The sequence below is a fragment of the Streptomyces sp. NPDC001108 genome (genome assembly GCF_053598535.1).
Genome location: NZ_JBSFKL010000019.1, coordinates 15,120 through 29,181 on the forward strand (window position 1 = coordinate 15,120; position 14,062 = coordinate 29,181).

Annotated in this window: 11 protein-coding genes; 7 read left to right on the forward strand and 4 right to left on the reverse strand. The window is 72.2% G+C overall.

The window, feature by feature from the left end; genetic code table 11:
- Positions 1–136: 136 nt before the first annotated feature.
- Positions 137–400 carry a WhiB family transcriptional regulator gene (locus ACWC97_RS29835; protein ID WP_030927001.1) on the reverse strand — a complete coding sequence of 88 codons (264 nt, stop codon included), beginning with the start codon at positions 398–400 and terminating at the stop codon, positions 137–139.
- A 722-nt stretch (positions 401–1,122) separates the two neighbouring features.
- On the opposite strand from ACWC97_RS29835, the gene ACWC97_RS29840 reads away from it, so the two are divergent.
- The 3 genes from ACWC97_RS29840 to ACWC97_RS29850 all read left to right on the forward strand — a co-directional run bounded on the left by ACWC97_RS29840 (position 1,123) and on the right by ACWC97_RS29850 (position 3,998).
- A complete protein-coding gene (locus tag ACWC97_RS29840) occupies positions 1,123–1,623 on the forward strand; it encodes a cysteine dioxygenase (protein WP_352277040.1) in 501 nt (166 codons plus the stop codon).
- A gap of 99 nt (positions 1,624–1,722) precedes the next feature.
- Positions 1,723–2,679 (forward strand): 2-phospho-L-lactate transferase, encoded by a 957-nt coding sequence (gene cofD / locus ACWC97_RS29845; protein ID WP_352277038.1) that lies wholly within the window; start codon positions 1,723–1,725, stop codon positions 2,677–2,679.
- Positions 2,676–3,998 carry a coenzyme F420-0:L-glutamate ligase gene (locus tag ACWC97_RS29850; protein ID WP_352277036.1) on the forward strand — a complete coding sequence of 441 codons (1,323 nt, stop codon included), beginning with the start codon at positions 2,676–2,678 and terminating at the stop codon, positions 3,996–3,998. Before cofD ends, ACWC97_RS29850 begins: the two co-directional genes overlap by 4 nt.
- A 51-nt stretch (positions 3,999–4,049) precedes the next feature.
- Here ACWC97_RS29850 and ACWC97_RS29855 read toward each other — a convergent pair whose 3' ends face one another.
- The 3 genes from ACWC97_RS29855 to ACWC97_RS29865 all read right to left on the reverse strand — a co-directional run bounded on the left by ACWC97_RS29855 (position 4,050) and on the right by ACWC97_RS29865 (position 7,754).
- Positions 4,050–5,057, reverse strand: a complete 1,008-nt coding sequence (locus ACWC97_RS29855) for a DNA-3-methyladenine glycosylase family protein (RefSeq protein WP_450652661.1) — start codon at positions 5,055–5,057, stop codon at positions 4,050–4,052.
- 168 nt (positions 5,058–5,225) lie between these two features.
- Positions 5,226–6,317, reverse strand: a complete 1,092-nt coding sequence (locus ACWC97_RS29860; protein WP_352277032.1) for a mannose-1-phosphate guanylyltransferase — start codon at positions 6,315–6,317, stop codon at positions 5,226–5,228.
- A 102-nt stretch (positions 6,318–6,419) separates the two neighbouring features.
- On the reverse strand, positions 6,420–7,754 hold the full coding sequence (locus ACWC97_RS29865) for a peptidoglycan recognition protein family protein (protein WP_352277030.1): 1,335 nt from the start codon (positions 7,752–7,754) through the stop codon (positions 6,420–6,422).
- 137 nt (positions 7,755–7,891) lie between these two features.
- On the opposite strand from ACWC97_RS29865, the gene ACWC97_RS29870 reads away from it, so the two are divergent.
- The 4 genes from ACWC97_RS29870 to ACWC97_RS29885 all read left to right on the forward strand — a co-directional run bounded on the left by ACWC97_RS29870 (position 7,892) and on the right by ACWC97_RS29885 (position 13,969).
- Entirely contained in the window at positions 7,892–8,644 is a 753-nt protein-coding gene (locus ACWC97_RS29870; protein WP_450652664.1) for a TIGR03089 family protein, read from the forward strand.
- A gap of 181 nt (positions 8,645–8,825) precedes the next feature.
- Positions 8,826–10,190, forward strand: coding sequence for an LCP family protein (locus tag ACWC97_RS29875; protein WP_385206468.1), 1,365 nt, complete (start codon positions 8,826–8,828; stop codon positions 10,188–10,190).
- 223 nt (positions 10,191–10,413) lie between these two features.
- Positions 10,414–12,240: an LCP family protein gene (locus ACWC97_RS29880; protein ID WP_352277027.1), complete on the forward strand. Its 1,827-nt coding sequence runs from the start codon at positions 10,414–10,416 to the stop codon at positions 12,238–12,240.
- Positions 12,241–12,289: 49 nt separating this feature from the next.
- On the forward strand, positions 12,290–13,969 hold the full coding sequence (locus tag ACWC97_RS29885; protein ID WP_352277025.1) for an LCP family protein: 1,680 nt from the start codon (positions 12,290–12,292) through the stop codon (positions 13,967–13,969).
- The last annotated feature ends 93 nt before the right edge of the window (positions 13,970–14,062 follow it).

Genomic DNA, 14,062 nt, shown 5'->3' on the forward strand with positions numbered 1-14,062 from the left:
AAGGGTGCCCCGGTTCGTACGGGCGCCTTCTCCGGCGGGCGGGGAAGCGGCCTTCCTCGGGTTCAGGAAGCCCGTGCGGCGGCCCGCACCGCTCCGTTCGTGGGGCGTGTGGAGCCGGTGGGGCCCTCGGGGCGGCTCACACCGCGGCCTTCTTCAGGCGGCGCCGTTCCCGCTCCGAGAGGCCGCCCCAGATGCCGAAGCGCTCGTCGTTGGAGAGGGCGTATTCCAGGCATTCGGACCGGACCTCGCAGGCGAGGCAGACCTTCTTGGCCTCGCGGGTCGATCCGCCCTTCTCGGGGAAGAAGGACTCGGGGTCGGTCTGGGCGCAGAGTGCGCGCTCCTGCCAGCCGAGTTCCTCGTCCGCGTCCTCGACCAGCAGTTGCTGGAACAGCTCGGTCATGTGCGCCCCTCGTCTGTCTCTCTCGTCCCCGTGATGCGGCCGATACTGATCACGGCCGAACGACACGAGTGAAATTACAAGTGTGTAGCTTCAGGCCAGTCAAGCGAGGTTCTGCTATTGGCCCGGGTATTCACCCTGCGGAACCACACCTAGACGGAAAGTGTGCATATAACCAAAAACCTGACATATGCCACCTCACCTGTCACACCTGCCCCTTCTCCCCCTCCCCTTCTCACTCAGTGAGACGACGCGAACGGCCCCGATGTTTCGATTCGATCACCGAAGCGATCAAGATCACATTCGGGTCACGGAGCCTCAGGAAGGTTTCCGGGCACGGCTGATGCGCCACATCTCCGCCGCCCCGACCGGATAAACCTTTCTGCGTTCCGGGCGCCCGGACGGGGTGAACCACCGCGCGGCACACCGGCCACCGAGTTGACATCGGCCGATCCGGCCGGTCACCCTCGACGCATGCCAGCGACCGCCGCGATGTACGCCGCCCACGTCCGTGGGTTCCGCACCGCTGCCCCGACGCGCTGTTGCTGTTCCAGCTGTCACAGCTGTTGATGCCCCCCGGGGCCCCGGCTCTGATCCGGCCCCTCCCGCAGCACCCTCTCCGCACCCCCCGCAGGGCTTAGCCCCTCCGTCCGCGCTCCCCGCACGGTCGGCACCGTGGCCCCGCGCCCCGCACACGCCCCCCATGCCGAGGAATCACCGCATCCATGAACAGCGACAGCGACCTCCAGATCGCCGGCGACATCCTTGAGGTCCAGCACCTTCTCCAGCCCGCCCGGGAGCACCCCGTCACCGTGGCGGAGTTCGCCGGGCTCGCCCGTTCCGTCGCCGCCGACCGGGCCCGCTGGGAACCGCTGGTCCGGTACGACGCCACCACCCGCTGGTACCACCGGCTCGGCACCGGGCCGGGCTACGAGCTCTGGCTGCTCAGCTGGGTGCCCGGTCAGGGCAGCGGGCGCCACGACCACGGCCGGTCCTCCGGCGTGCTGACCGTCCTGGACGGGACGCTGACCGAGCGCACCGGGCGCGCCGCCCGCTCCCTGGCCCCCGGCGCGCAGCGGGTCTTCGCCCCCGGCTATGTGCACGAGGTGGTCAACGACTCGCTCGAACCGGCCGTCAGCCTGCACATCTACTACCCGGGGCTCACCGAGATGCCGATGCACGCCGCGCGGTGCGCCGCCGCGGCCGACGCCGTGACCGCCGTCTGACGCCGTCGCCCCGCCGGTCCCGGGGGCCCGCCGCCGGGCTCCGGCCGCCCGTCCGGTGCCGCGGCGACGACTGTCCGTGGTGCCTGACAGACTGTCCGCATGCGCATTGTGGTTCTGGCCGGCGGTATCGGTGGTGCTCGTTTCCTGCGTGGCCTCAAGCGGGCCGCGCCCGACGCGGACATCACGGTGATCGGCAACACCGGCGACGACATCCATCTGTTCGGGCTGAAGGTCTGCCCCGACCTCGACACCGTGATGTACACCCTCGGCGGCGGCATCGACGAGGAGCAGGGCTGGGGGCGTGCGGACGAGAGTTTCCAGGTCAAGGAGGAGCTCGCGGCGTACGGCGTGGGCCCCGACTGGTTCGGGCTCGGCGACCGCGACTTCGCGACGCACATCGTCCGTACGCAGATGCTGGGCGCGGGCTACCCGCTGAGCGCCGTCACCGAGGCGCTCTGCGCCCGCTGGAAGCCGGGCGTCCGGCTGCTGCCGATGTCCGACGACCGGGTGGAGACCCATGTCGCGGTCGACCTGGACGGCGAGCGGCGGGCGATCCACTTCCAGGAGTACTGGGTGAAGCTGCGCGCCTCGGTCGACGCGCAGGCCGTCGTGCCGGTCGGCGCCGAGCAGGCCAAGCCCGCGCCGGGCGTCCTGGAGGCCGTCGCCGAGGCCGATGTGATCCTCTTCCCGCCGTCCAACCCCGTCGTCTCGGTGGGCACGATCCTCGCCGTGCCCGGGATCCGGGAGGCGATCGCCGAGGCCGGGGTGCCGGTCGTCGGCCTCTCCCCCATCGTCGGGGACGCGCCGGTGCGCGGGATGGCCGACAAGGTGCTCGCCGCGGTGGGCGTCGAGTCGACGGCCTCGGCCGTGGCCGCGCACTACGGCTCCGGGCTGCTGGACGGCTGGCTCGTCGACACGGTGGACGCCGGGGCGGTCGCCGAGGTGGAGGCGGCGGGCATCCGCTGCCGCGCCGTGCCGCTGATGATGACCGACGTCGACGCGACGGCCGAGATGGCCCGGCAGGCGCTGGCCCTGGCCGAGGAGGTCCGGGCGTGACCACCGGGGCGGACGACGGCGGGGTGCCCGCGTACCGGGTCTGGGCACTGCCCGGGATGCCGGAGGTGCGGGCCGGGGACGACCTGGCGAAGCTGATCGCCGTCGCCGAGCCGAACCTGGCCGACGGGGATGTCCTGCTGGTCACGTCGAAGATCGTCTCCAAGGCGGAGGGCCGGATCGTCGAGGCGACCGACCGCGAGGCGGCGATCGACGCGGAGACGGTGCGGGTGGTGGCCCGGCGCGGCACGCTGCGCATCGTGGAGAACCGGCAGGGCCTGGTCATGGCCGCGGCCGGGGTCGACGCGTCGAACACCCCGGCCGGGACGGTGCTGCTGCTCCCCGAGGACCCGGACGCCTCGGCGCGGGCGATCCGCGACGGGCTGCGGGCGGCCCTCGGCGTCGAGGTCGGGATCGTCGTCACGGACACCTTCGGGCGCCCGTGGCGCAGCGGGCTGACCGACGTGGCGATCGGGGCGGCCGGGGTCCGGGTGCTGGACGACCTGCGCGGCGGGACCGACGCGTACGGCAATCCGCTGAGCGCCACCGTGGTCGCCACCGCCGACGAGCTGGCCGCCGCCGGTGACCTGGTCAAGGGCAAGGCGGCGGGGCTGCCGGTCGCGGTGGTGCGCGGGCTCGGGCAGGTGCTGGACCCGGCGGATTCGGCCGGGGCGAGTGCGCTGGTCCGGGGCGCCGAGGGCGACATGTTCCGGCTCGGTACGTCGGAGGCGGTGCGGGAGGCGGTGACGCTGCGGCGCACGGTCCGCGAGTTCGCCGACGATCCGGTGGACCCGGGCGCGGTGCGGCGGGCCGTGGCGGCGGCCGTGACGGCGCCGGCGCCGCATCACACGACGCCGTGGCGGTTCGTCCTGCTGGAGTCCGAGGAGTCGCGGACCCGGCTGCTCGACGCGATGCGGGAGGCGTGGATCGCCGATCTGCGCCGGGACGGCAAGAGCGAGGAGTCGATCGCGAAGCGGGTGCGGCGGGGCGATGTGCTGCGCCGGGCGCCGTACCTGGTGGTCCCGTGTCTGGTGATGGACGGCTCCCACACCTACGGGGACGAGCGGCGGGACACCGCGGAGCGCGAGATGTTCGTGGTCGCGGCGGGGGCCGGGGTGCAGAACTTCCTGGTCGCGCTGGCGGGCGAGCGGCTCGGCTCGGCGTGGGTGTCCTCGACGATGTTCTGCCGTGACGTGGTGCGCGAGGTGCTGGACCTGCCGGGGTCGTGGGATCCGCTCGGCGCGGTGGCGGTGGGGCGCCCGGCGGCCCCGGCCGCGGACCGGCCGGAGCGGGCCGTGGCGGACTTCGTGACGGTGCGCTGAAAGCCCGCCGGGTGCCCGGCGGTTCCGGGACGCGGTGCGCCGCGGCACGCCCTACAGGCGCGCGATGTCGCCCCGGGACATGCGCGGGGCGCGGCGCGGCGGGATGCGGCCGGAGAGCAGGACGAGCCGGGTGGCCCGGTGGCGCTGGCCCTCGTACGGGGCGAGCAGGGCGAGCATCTCCGCGTCGTCGGCGTCCCTGCGGTCGGCGAGGGCGTGGCCGACGATGCCGGGGAGGTGGATGTCCCCGACGGTGACGGCGTCGGGGGCGCCGTTGGAGCGCTGGAGGGTCTCGGCGGAGGTCCAGGGGCCGATGCCCGGGACGAGCTCCAGCCGGGCCGCGGCCGCCGGGAAGTCCATGGCCGCCGCCTCCTCCAGCCGCCGGGCCACCCGTACGGCGCGCAGGATCGTGCCGGAGCGCTTGGCGTCGACGCCCGCCCGGTGCCACTCCCAGGACGGGATCAGGGACCAGGTGCGGGCGTCCGGCATGACGTGCAGGCCCAGCGCGGTGAACGGGGCGTGGCCGGTGGGGCCGGGTGCCGGGGTGCCGTGCGTACGGACCAGGTGGCGCCAGGCGCGGTACGCCTCGTCCGTGGTGACCTTCTGCTCCAGGATCGACGGGATCAGCGACTCCATCACCAGCCCGGTGCGCAGCAGGCGCAGGCCGGGGCGGTGGTGGTGGGTCAGGGCGAGCAGCCGGTGGCGCGGGCGGAAGGCGTCCGGGTCGTCGTCGGCGCCGAGCAGCGTCGGGAGCCGGTCCAGCAGCCAGGGCCCGCCGGGGCCCCAGGCCGCCGCCTCGATCCGGCCGCCCCGGTCGGCGACGCGGAGGGTGCCGGGCCCCTCGGGAGTGCGGCTGGCCCGCCAGAACGTGCCGTCGCCGGTCATCCGGTAGGTGGGGTCGGCGGGGCCCCGGCGCAGCGGGCCGAGGACGAGGCGCAGGTCGAGCGGGCCGGGCGGGGTCCAGTCGCGGGTGAGGGCGTCCGCCACCGGGGCCGCCGCCGTCCCCGTCCGGCGCGGAACGGCGGAGCGCGGCGTGCCGCGGGGGGCGAATCGTCCTGCCACGGGTCGGGGTCCTCAGGGGTCGGTTCTCGGTCGTCGGTTCTCGGTGGCCGGCTCCCGGTCGCCGCGCCCGGCCGCCGGCCACCGGCTCCCGGCGGTCGGCTCCCGGCCGGGTCGTCGGTGACGGGGCCTGCCCGTCGAGGGTAAGCCCGGCGGGCCCCGTTTCCGTTCCTACTGGTCCGAGGAGAAGCGCACCGCCCCGTCCGGGAGGACCGCCCCGCACCAGACGCGGATGCCGTCGCGCAGTTCGTTGTCGGCGCCGATCCGGGCGCCGTCCCCGACGACCGCGCCGCTGAGCACCGTCCGCTCGCCGATCCGGGCACCGGCTCCGACCAGTGAGTCCTCGATCACGGCGCCGGGTCCGACGACCGCTCCGGCCAGGATCGCCGAGCCGTCGATCCGGGCCCCCGCGCCGACCAGTGCGCCCTCCCCGATCACCGAGCCGCCGCCGATCTTGGCGTCGGGGGCGACGGAGGCGTCCGGCAGGACGAGCCGGTCGCCGCACCGGCCCGGGACGGCCGGGGACGGGGCGCGCCCCAGGACCAGGTCGGCGGAGCCGCGGACGAATGCCTGCGGGGTGCCGAGGTCCAGCCAGTACGTGGAGTCGACCATGCCCTGGAGGTGGGCCCCGGCGGTGAGCAGTCCGGGGAAGGTCTCCCGTTCGACGGAGACCGGGCGGCCGGCCGGGACGGTGTCGATGACCGAGCGCCGGAAGACGTACGCCCCGGCGTTGATCTGGTCGGTGACGATCTGTTCGGGGGTCTCCGGCTTCTCCAGGAACGCGGTGACCCGGCCGTCGTCGTCCGTCGGGACGAGGCCGAAGGCGCGCGGGTCCTCGACCCGGGTGAGGTGGAGGGAGACGTCGGCCTTGGAGGCGGTGTGCGTGGCGGCCAGGGCCCGGATGTCCAGGCCGGTGAGGATGTCGCCGTTGAAGACGAGCACCGGTTCGTCCGGGGCGGCGGTCAGCCGGGACGCGGCGTTGCGTATCGCCCCGCCGGTGCCGAGCGGTTCGAGCTCGGTGACGTACTCGATGTGGAGGCCGAGTCCGGAGCCGTCGCCGAAGTACGGCTCGAAGACCTCCGCCAGGTACGACGTCGCGAGCACGATGTGCTCGACCCCGGCGGCGCGGGCGCGCGCCAGCTGGTGCGAGAGGAAGGGCACGCCCGCCGCCGGGACCATGGGTTTGGGCGTGTGCACCGTGAGCGGGCGCAGCCGGGTCCCCTTCCCGCCGACCAGGAGGATCGCTTCTTTTGCCTCTGTCACCGCGCTGACTCTGCTTCCTGCTGGGGTCCCGGCCGGGATTTCGGCTGGCCAGTGTATGCAGCGCGGTCGGTGACGGCCCCGGGCGGTCGCGGTGGCCCCGGGTCAGCGGCCCTGCATCTGGGCCGAACTGCTGCGGGCCGAGCCGAGCTTGTTGTAGAGGCGGGCTCCGGGGCATTCGGTCACATAGCCGTCCCGGTGGCCGGAGATGACGTTGAGGCTGACCTTCGCCCCCTTCTTGTACTTGTTGCTGCCGCCGGAGACGAGGGTGACCTTGCCCTTCGGGTTGACGCCGAACAGGCCGAGCTTCCAGGCGGTGAGCTTCGCGACGGCGTTGACGGCGGCGGACGGCGGGGTGGAGTCGGTGAAGGTGCCGAGCACCGCGATGCCCATGGTGTTGCTGTTGAAGCCGAGGGTGTGTGCTCCGAGCACGGCCTTGGTCACGCCTCCTGCCCGTCCTTCGTAGATGTTTCCGCACTTGTCGACGGCGAAGTTGTAGCCGATGTCGCGCCAGCCGCTGCTCTTGACGTGGTAGCGGTAGATGCCGCGCAGTACGGCGGGGGCCTGGGCGCAGGTGTAGTTGTTGCCGGTGGCGCTGTGGTGGATGAAGGCGGCCTTGACGGTGCTGGTGTAGACGAAGGTCCGTTCCCGGAGCTTCTCGTCGGCGCCCCAGCCCTTGCGGGTGACGATGCCGGGGCGGGGCCCGATGTACGGGCGGGCGCCCCGGGCGAGACCGGCCTCCGCCTCGCCCAGTGCTTCGGAGGCGGACTTGTTCAGGGCGGGGAGCATGCCGCCCGGCACGTTCCGCGCCGCCGGCCCGGACTGTCCGGTGCGCCCGGCCGTCGTCGTACCGCTTCCGGGGGACTTCGGGTCCTTGCCGGGGTCGACGAGTTCGAGGTGCAGCCCGCCGGGCAGCGGTCTGGCGGTGCCGGTCCGGTCCTGCGGGTCCGGGGCCTCGGGGCGTACCCGGACCGACACGGCGTCCGAGTCGCCGACCCAGAGCGGGGCGGTGGAGCCCCGGACGCCGCGGGACCGGCGTTCGGCGGTGTCGGGGTCGGCGGAGTGTTCGGCGTTGTGGGTCTCCAGGTCCTGCCAGCGCGACCAGGTGCCGGTGCCGGTGGCGCGGGTGCGGACCTGGACGGTGCCGTGGAGTTCGGCGTCCGCGTCGTTCCAGACGACGCCGAGCATGGAGAAGGGGTGGACCTCGCGGTCGAGCAGGCCCTGTTCGGGGGTGGTCCGGTGGTCGACCCGGTCGGACGGCAGCGGCAGGGCCCGCAGCGCCAGGGACTGTGTGGAGCCCGGCACATCGACGGATCCGGCCGGCGCCACGGAGGCGGTGCGGTGAGCGGAGGCGGGGGCGGCGCCCGCGGGCACGGCCGACGGAAGGGCGAGAACGGCCGCGCAGGCGACACCGATCGAGGATGCAAGGAAGGCACGCATGCGAACAATCCTGGCCATACTCGGCAAGTCCGGCTACCTGGACCGGGGCCCGGACCTGACGGCCCCTCGGTTCCGACGGCGTCCGGAACGGCCGTTTCCGCCCGTGGGGGCACCCCTCGCCGCGTACGCTTGCGCGGATGAACGCCACCGACCGCACCCCTGCCGACCTGCTGCGTTCCGCGCTCGCCGCGGATCCGGCCCGCCCCCTGGTCACCTTCTACGACGACGCCACCGGGGAACGCGTCGAACTGTCCGTGGCCACCTTCGCCAATTGGGTGGCCAAGACCGCCAATCTCCTCCAGGGCGACCTGGCCGCCGAGCCCGGTGACCGGCTCGCGCTGCTGCTGCCCGCGCACTGGCAGACCGCGGTCTGGCTGCTCGCCTGCTCCTCGGTCGGGGTGGTCGCCGAAGTCGGGGGCGATCCGGCCGGCGCCGATCTCGTCGTCAGCGGGCCGGAGGGGCTGGAGGCGGCGCGCGCCTGCTCCGGCGAGCGGGTCGCCCTGGCGCTCCGTCCGCTGGGCGGCCGGTTCCCGCAGCCGCCCGAGGGGTTCGCGGACTACGCGGTCGAGGTGCCCGGCCAGGGCGACCGCTTCGCCCCGTTCGCCCCGGTGGACCCGAACGCCCCGGCGCTGGTGGTGGACGGCACGGAGCTGACGTCCGTACAGCTGGTGGCGCGGGCCCGCGAGGAGGCGGCGGCGCTGGGCCTGTCCGCCGGATCGCGGCTGCTCACGGGCGGTTCGTACGATTCCTGGGCGGGGCTGGCCGCGGGGCTGTACGCGCCGCTGGCCGCCGGGGGGTCCGTGATCCTCTGCCGCCATCTGGACCGGCTGGACGCGGACGGGCTGGCGAAGCGCGTGGCGAGCGAACGGGCCACCGCCACCGCGGTATGACAAACGCTCCCGGGGGCCACTCGTCCGGCCCACACCGGGTCGAGCCCCGGTGGCTGTGCGTCAACTCCGGTACATGATCGGCGCTACGGGCCATCGGGGGCACAACCAAGCGTGAAGTTCATCCGTCTACTTGTGCGACCGGCGGCCCGAGGTGCCGCCGAACGTGAAGGATGGACGCAACGTGAGCGAAAGCGCCGGGCCGCCGGACGAACCGGCGGCGGGCGGGGGCGGGCCGCACCCCGGGAACGACTCCGCAAGCGGCTCCACGGACACCCCGGGGGCCGACTCCGGGAGCGCCCCCAAGGACAGCTCCGGGAACGGCTCCCCGGACGGCCCCGGGCCCGCCCCGGGGAACGGCTCGCCGGAGAGCGGACCCGATCCCCTCCCCGTCACCGCCGTCGCCGCGCCCCGCCCCCGCCGCCACTGGCTGCGCTGGACCGCGCTGGGCGCCTCGTTCGTCGTCCTGGTCGCGGCGGGCGTCGGCTGCTGGCTGTACCGGAAGCTCGACGGCAACATCCGGACCGACACCTCCGTCGCCGCCGAGCTCAAGGTGTACGAGCGGGAGCGGCCCGTACCGGTGGTGCGGGACGCGGAGAACATCCTGCTCATCGGCTCGGACAGCCGGGCCGGCGAGAACCGCGCGTACGGCCGGGACGACGGTGGCAGCCAGCGCTCGGACACCACGATCCTGCTGCACCTGGCGGCGGACCGGAAGAGTGCCACCGCGATGTCCCTGCCGCGTGACCTGATGGTGGACATCCCGGCCTGCCACCAGGCGGACTCCACCACGACCAGGGCGATGTTCGCCCAGTTCAACTGGGCCTTCGAGCGGGGCGGCGCGGCCTGCACGATCCGTACGGTCGAGAAGCTGACCGGCATCCGGATAGACCACCACATGATCATCGACTTCAACGGCTTCAAGGACATGGTCGACGCGGTCGACGGCGTCCAGGTCTGCCTCAAGAAGCCGGTGGACGACCCCGACGCCCATCTGAAGCTCCCCGCCGGGCGCCAGACGCTCGACGGCGAGGAGGCGCTGGGCTACGTACGGGCCCGCAAGTCGATCGGCAACGGCAGCGACACCGAGCGGATGGACCGCCAGCAGCAGTTCCTGGGTGCGCTGGTGAACAAGGTCCAGAGCGACGGCGTCCTGCTGAACCCGACCCGCCTCTACCCGGTGCTGGACGCCGCCACCAAGGCGCTGACCACCGACCCCGGGCTGGACAACCTCAAGGACCTGTACGACCTGGTGCGCGGCCTGCGCGACGTACCGACCGACAAGGTGCAGTTCCTGACCGTGCCCCGGCAGCCGTACGCCGCCGACCGAAACCGGGACGAACTCGTACAGCCCGCCGCGGAACGGCTCTTCAAGCGGTTGCGCGCGGACAAACCGGTCACTGTCGTCCCGGCGGACCAGCTCGCACATGACAACGGGAAGAACACCGGGAAAAACAATGCCGCGGCCGATACTTCGGATGCTTCCGGCCCCACTCCGACGCCCACGTATTCGGGCAACAACGCGGCGGCGGACCTGTGCGAGCAGTAAAGCAATTCCCAAACGGGAGCCGGTGATCGGCGTGTAATGAGCAGTATGACCAGTTGTAAGGAGCGTGGAATTTGTCACGCGCGTCGCTCGACGTGGAATCGGGCGGATAGTGTGACGCGATCCGGTGCTGCCGGCCGTCTGGCCGCGCACTTCTGGAGCGAAAGATCGAGCGCCTGATCGGGGGAGGCGCCTCGCGTGGCACCGACGGAGGACACAAGCAACCGTGGATGCGCAAAGCCGTGGGCGGGCGGACGGAATCGACCCCGCAGACCAGTGGGTGCTCAACCCGAACACTGGCGATTACGAGCTGCGACTGAATAATTCCGGAGGGGATTCGGGCGACTCCGCCCGGACTTCCGGCCCACGTGTCCCCCACAGCAGAGGCCCGGTCCAGGACAGAGAAGGCGGGCGGCGGGGCGGGGGCGACCGCCGTGCCCCGGCCGGCGACGGCGAGGACGGCTCCCCGGTCCGCGAGGGCCGCCGGGGCGCCCCGGGCCGCGAGGTGCCCGGCCAGCGCCGCCGCTCCGCCAACGGGACGCGGGGCACGGAGGCTTCCGACCCGGAGGCCACGGGGTCCCGGCGTGCCCGCAAGTCCCGCAAGGCGTCCAAGGCGCGGCGCAAGAAGGCGCTGATGTGGACGGGCGGTGTGACGGCCTTCGTGCTCGTCGGGCTGTCGGTGGGCGGCTACGCGCTCTACCAGCACTTCAACAGCAGCCTGAACACGGTCGACGTCGGCGGGTCCGGCAACAAGAACGTCTTCGACAACGACGCCCCGATCAACATACTCGTCATCGGTACCGACAAGCGGACCGGCAAGGGCAACGAGGGCTACGGCGACAAGGGCAGCATCGGCCACGCGGACACCAACATCCTCTTCCACGTCTCCGAGGACCGCACCAACGCGACGGCGCTCAGCATCCCGCGCGACCTGATCACCGACATCCCCGACTGCAAGGTCCCGCAGGAGGACGGCTCGGAGAAGCTGGTCCCCGGCAGCCAGGGCGTCCGCTTCAACGAGAGCCTCGGCCAGGAGGGCCGGGGCCCGGGCTGCACCATGGACACCGTCAAGGCGATAACCGGCCTGAAGGTCGACCACTTCATGATGGTCGACTTCAACGCGGTGAAGGAGCTGTCCACGGCGGTCGGCGGGGTCCAGATCTGCCTGGCGAAGGCGGTCAACGACCCGGACTCCCATCTGAACCTGCCGGCCGGTGAGCACCGCATCCAGGGCGAGGACGCTTTGGCGTTCGTCCGGACCCGGCACAGCTTCGGCAACCGGGGCGACCTGGACCGGATCCAGATCCAGCAGCAGTTCGTCGCGTCGATGATCCGGCAGATGCAGTCGGACGACACCCTGACCAGCCCGACCAAGCTGTACAAGCTGGCGGACGCGGTGGTCAACGCGCTCACCGTGGACTCGGGCATCGGTTCGGTGAAGAAGCTGTCCTCGCTGGCCCAGGAGATCGGCAAGGTCAACACCAAGAACATCACCTTCACCACCGTGCCGGTGCTCGACAACCCGGCGGAGAAGGTCAAGGCGACCGTCGTACTCAACCCGCCCAAGGCGGACGCGCTGTTCGCCATGATGCGCGACGACACCTCGCTCACCGAGGTGAAGTCGAAGAAGAAGGCCGCGAAGAGCAAGCAGGACAAGCTCCTCAAGGGAACCAAGGCGGCCGCGGCCGACGTCCGCGTCGATGTGTACAACGGCGGCGAGGTCCCCGGGGGGGCGCAGGCGACGGTCACCTGGCTCCAGAACGAGCAGGGCGTCCTCAAGTCCACGAACAAGTCCAACGCCCCGTCGAAGATCGACAAGACGACGTTGGAGTACGCCCCCAACCAGGCGGACCAGGCCCGGGCGCTGGCCGCCATGATGGGCCTGCCCGGCTCGGCCATGAAGCCGGGCACCGAGGACGCCGAGGGGCTCCAGGCGATGGTCCTGACCCTCGGGAAGGACTTCAAGGCGGCGGGCACGCCCATCACCGGTCCGACCAAGGCGCCGGAAGACATCCAGCAAGCCAACGCCGACAAGGCAGTGTGCGCCAAGTGACACCGGGTCACCGCGCCGAACCACGAAACTGAGCAGCAGGGGGGTCCCGGTGGGACGGAGCAGCACGCCCGGGGAGGGGACGCGACCACGCGTCCGTCGCGCCGAACAACTCGGCTGGGACGACGGGCTGTACGAGGACGGGCCGGAGCAGGGGGCCGACTCCGGCGACGGGGAGCGGCCGAAGGCCGGGGCGGACGGCGGCCACCGGCGCGGTGGCGGCCGCAAGCGGCGCGGCAGGAGCGGCAAGCGCAAGGTGCTGCGCTGGAGCGCCTCGGTCCTGGCGCTGCTCATACTCGGCGGCGCGGGGGCCGGATACCTCTACTACGAGCACCTCAACAGCAACATCAAGAAGGCCGATCTGACCCTCGGCGACAAGAAGATGGCCGACCACAAGGCCAACTCCGCCGGTCAGACCCCGCTGAACATCCTGCTCCTGGGCTCGGACGCGCGGGACGACAAGGAGAACCAGAAGCTCGGCGGGGCCAAGGACACCTTCGGGGCACCGCCCCTGGCCGATGTGCAGATGCTGCTCCATCTCTCCGCCGACCGCTCCAACATGTCGGTGATCAGCATGCCGCGCGACACCATGCTGAAGATCCCCAAGTGCACCGACCCGGAGACGAAGAAGGTCTACCCCGCGAGCATCGGCCTCAAGATGACCAACGAGACGCTGATGCGCGGGGGGCCGGGCTGCTCGGTCGCCACCTGGTACGAGCTGACCGGCATCACCATCGACCACTTCATGATGATCGACTTCTCCGGGGTGGTCTCGATGGCCGACGCGATCGGCGGCGTCCCGGTCTGCGTCAAGCAGAACGTCTACTCGCACACCAGCGCGGGCAAGGGCTCCGGGCTCAAGCTGCGGAAGGGCACCACGAAGGTCCAGGGCAAGCAGGCCCTGCAGTGGCTGCGCACCCGTTACGGCTTCGAGGACGGCACCGACCTCGGCCGCACCCACGCCCAGCACATGTACATGAACTCGATGGTCCGCGAACTGCGCAAGGGCACCAAGCTCACCGACCCCGGCAAGCTGATGGACCTGGCGGACGCGGCGACCGACGCACTGACCGTCGACAAGGGCCTCGACACGGTCAAGAAGCTGTACGACCTCGCGGAGGAGCTGAAGAAGGCTCCCACCAGCCGCATCACCATGACGACGATGCCGAACGTCTACGGGACGGGGAGCCTGGAGGGCCGGGTCCTGCCCAAGGCTGGTGACGCCGAGCGGCTCTTCCAGATGGTCCGCGACGACATCCCGCTCGACGGCAAGGCGTCCAAGAAGAAAAAGAAGCCCCCGGTCGCCGAGAAGCCCACCTCGACCCCGGCCGAGACGCCGGTGACCATCCGCAACGGCACCCGTACCGAGACCGAGTACCCGGTCAAGGGCCGGGCGACGGCGGTCCAGGGGCTGCTGGCCGGGAAGGGCTTCACCCAGTCCTCGCTCGACACCGCGAACACCGAGGCGTCGGACCGGACCACGGTGGCGTATCCCAGCGTGGACATGAAGGGCAACGCCCAGGCGGTCGCCAAGGCGCTCGGCATCCCGCTGAGCGCGGTGCGGAAGTCGACCGACGTCTCCGGCATCACGCTGACCGTGGGCTCCGACTGGCGGGAGGACGGGGAGTACAAGGCGCCCCCCGCAGAGGAGAAGACCCCGGACACCGCGCGGGCTCTCAACGGCAGTGACGAGTCGGCCTGCATGGACATCCAGCCGGGCTTCACCTGGTAGCCGCCAGGTCACCCGGCAGCCCGGCCACCCGCTCGCGAGGCACCGAAGGGGCCCCCGGAACACCGGAGGGCCCCTTCGGCCGTTCCGGCAACG

Bases quoted from the DNA above. Each gene is read 5' to 3' on its own strand.
- ACWC97_RS29840 (WP_352277040.1), top strand. From the start codon at position 1,123: ATGAACAGCGACAGCGACCTCCAGATCGCCGGCGACATCCTTGAGGTC.
- cofD (WP_352277038.1), top strand. From the start codon at position 1,723: ATGCGCATTGTGGTTCTGGCCGGCGGTATCGGTGGTGCTCGTTTCCTG.
- ACWC97_RS29835 (WP_030927001.1), bottom strand. From the start codon at position 400: ATGACCGAGCTGTTCCAGCAACTGCTGGTCGAGGACGCGGACGAGGAA.
- ACWC97_RS29865 (WP_352277030.1), bottom strand. From the start codon at position 7,754: ATGCGTGCCTTCCTTGCATCCTCGATCGGTGTCGCCTGCGCGGCCGTT.
- ACWC97_RS29870 (WP_450652664.1), top strand. From the start codon at position 7,892: ATGAACGCCACCGACCGCACCCCTGCCGACCTGCTGCGTTCCGCGCTC.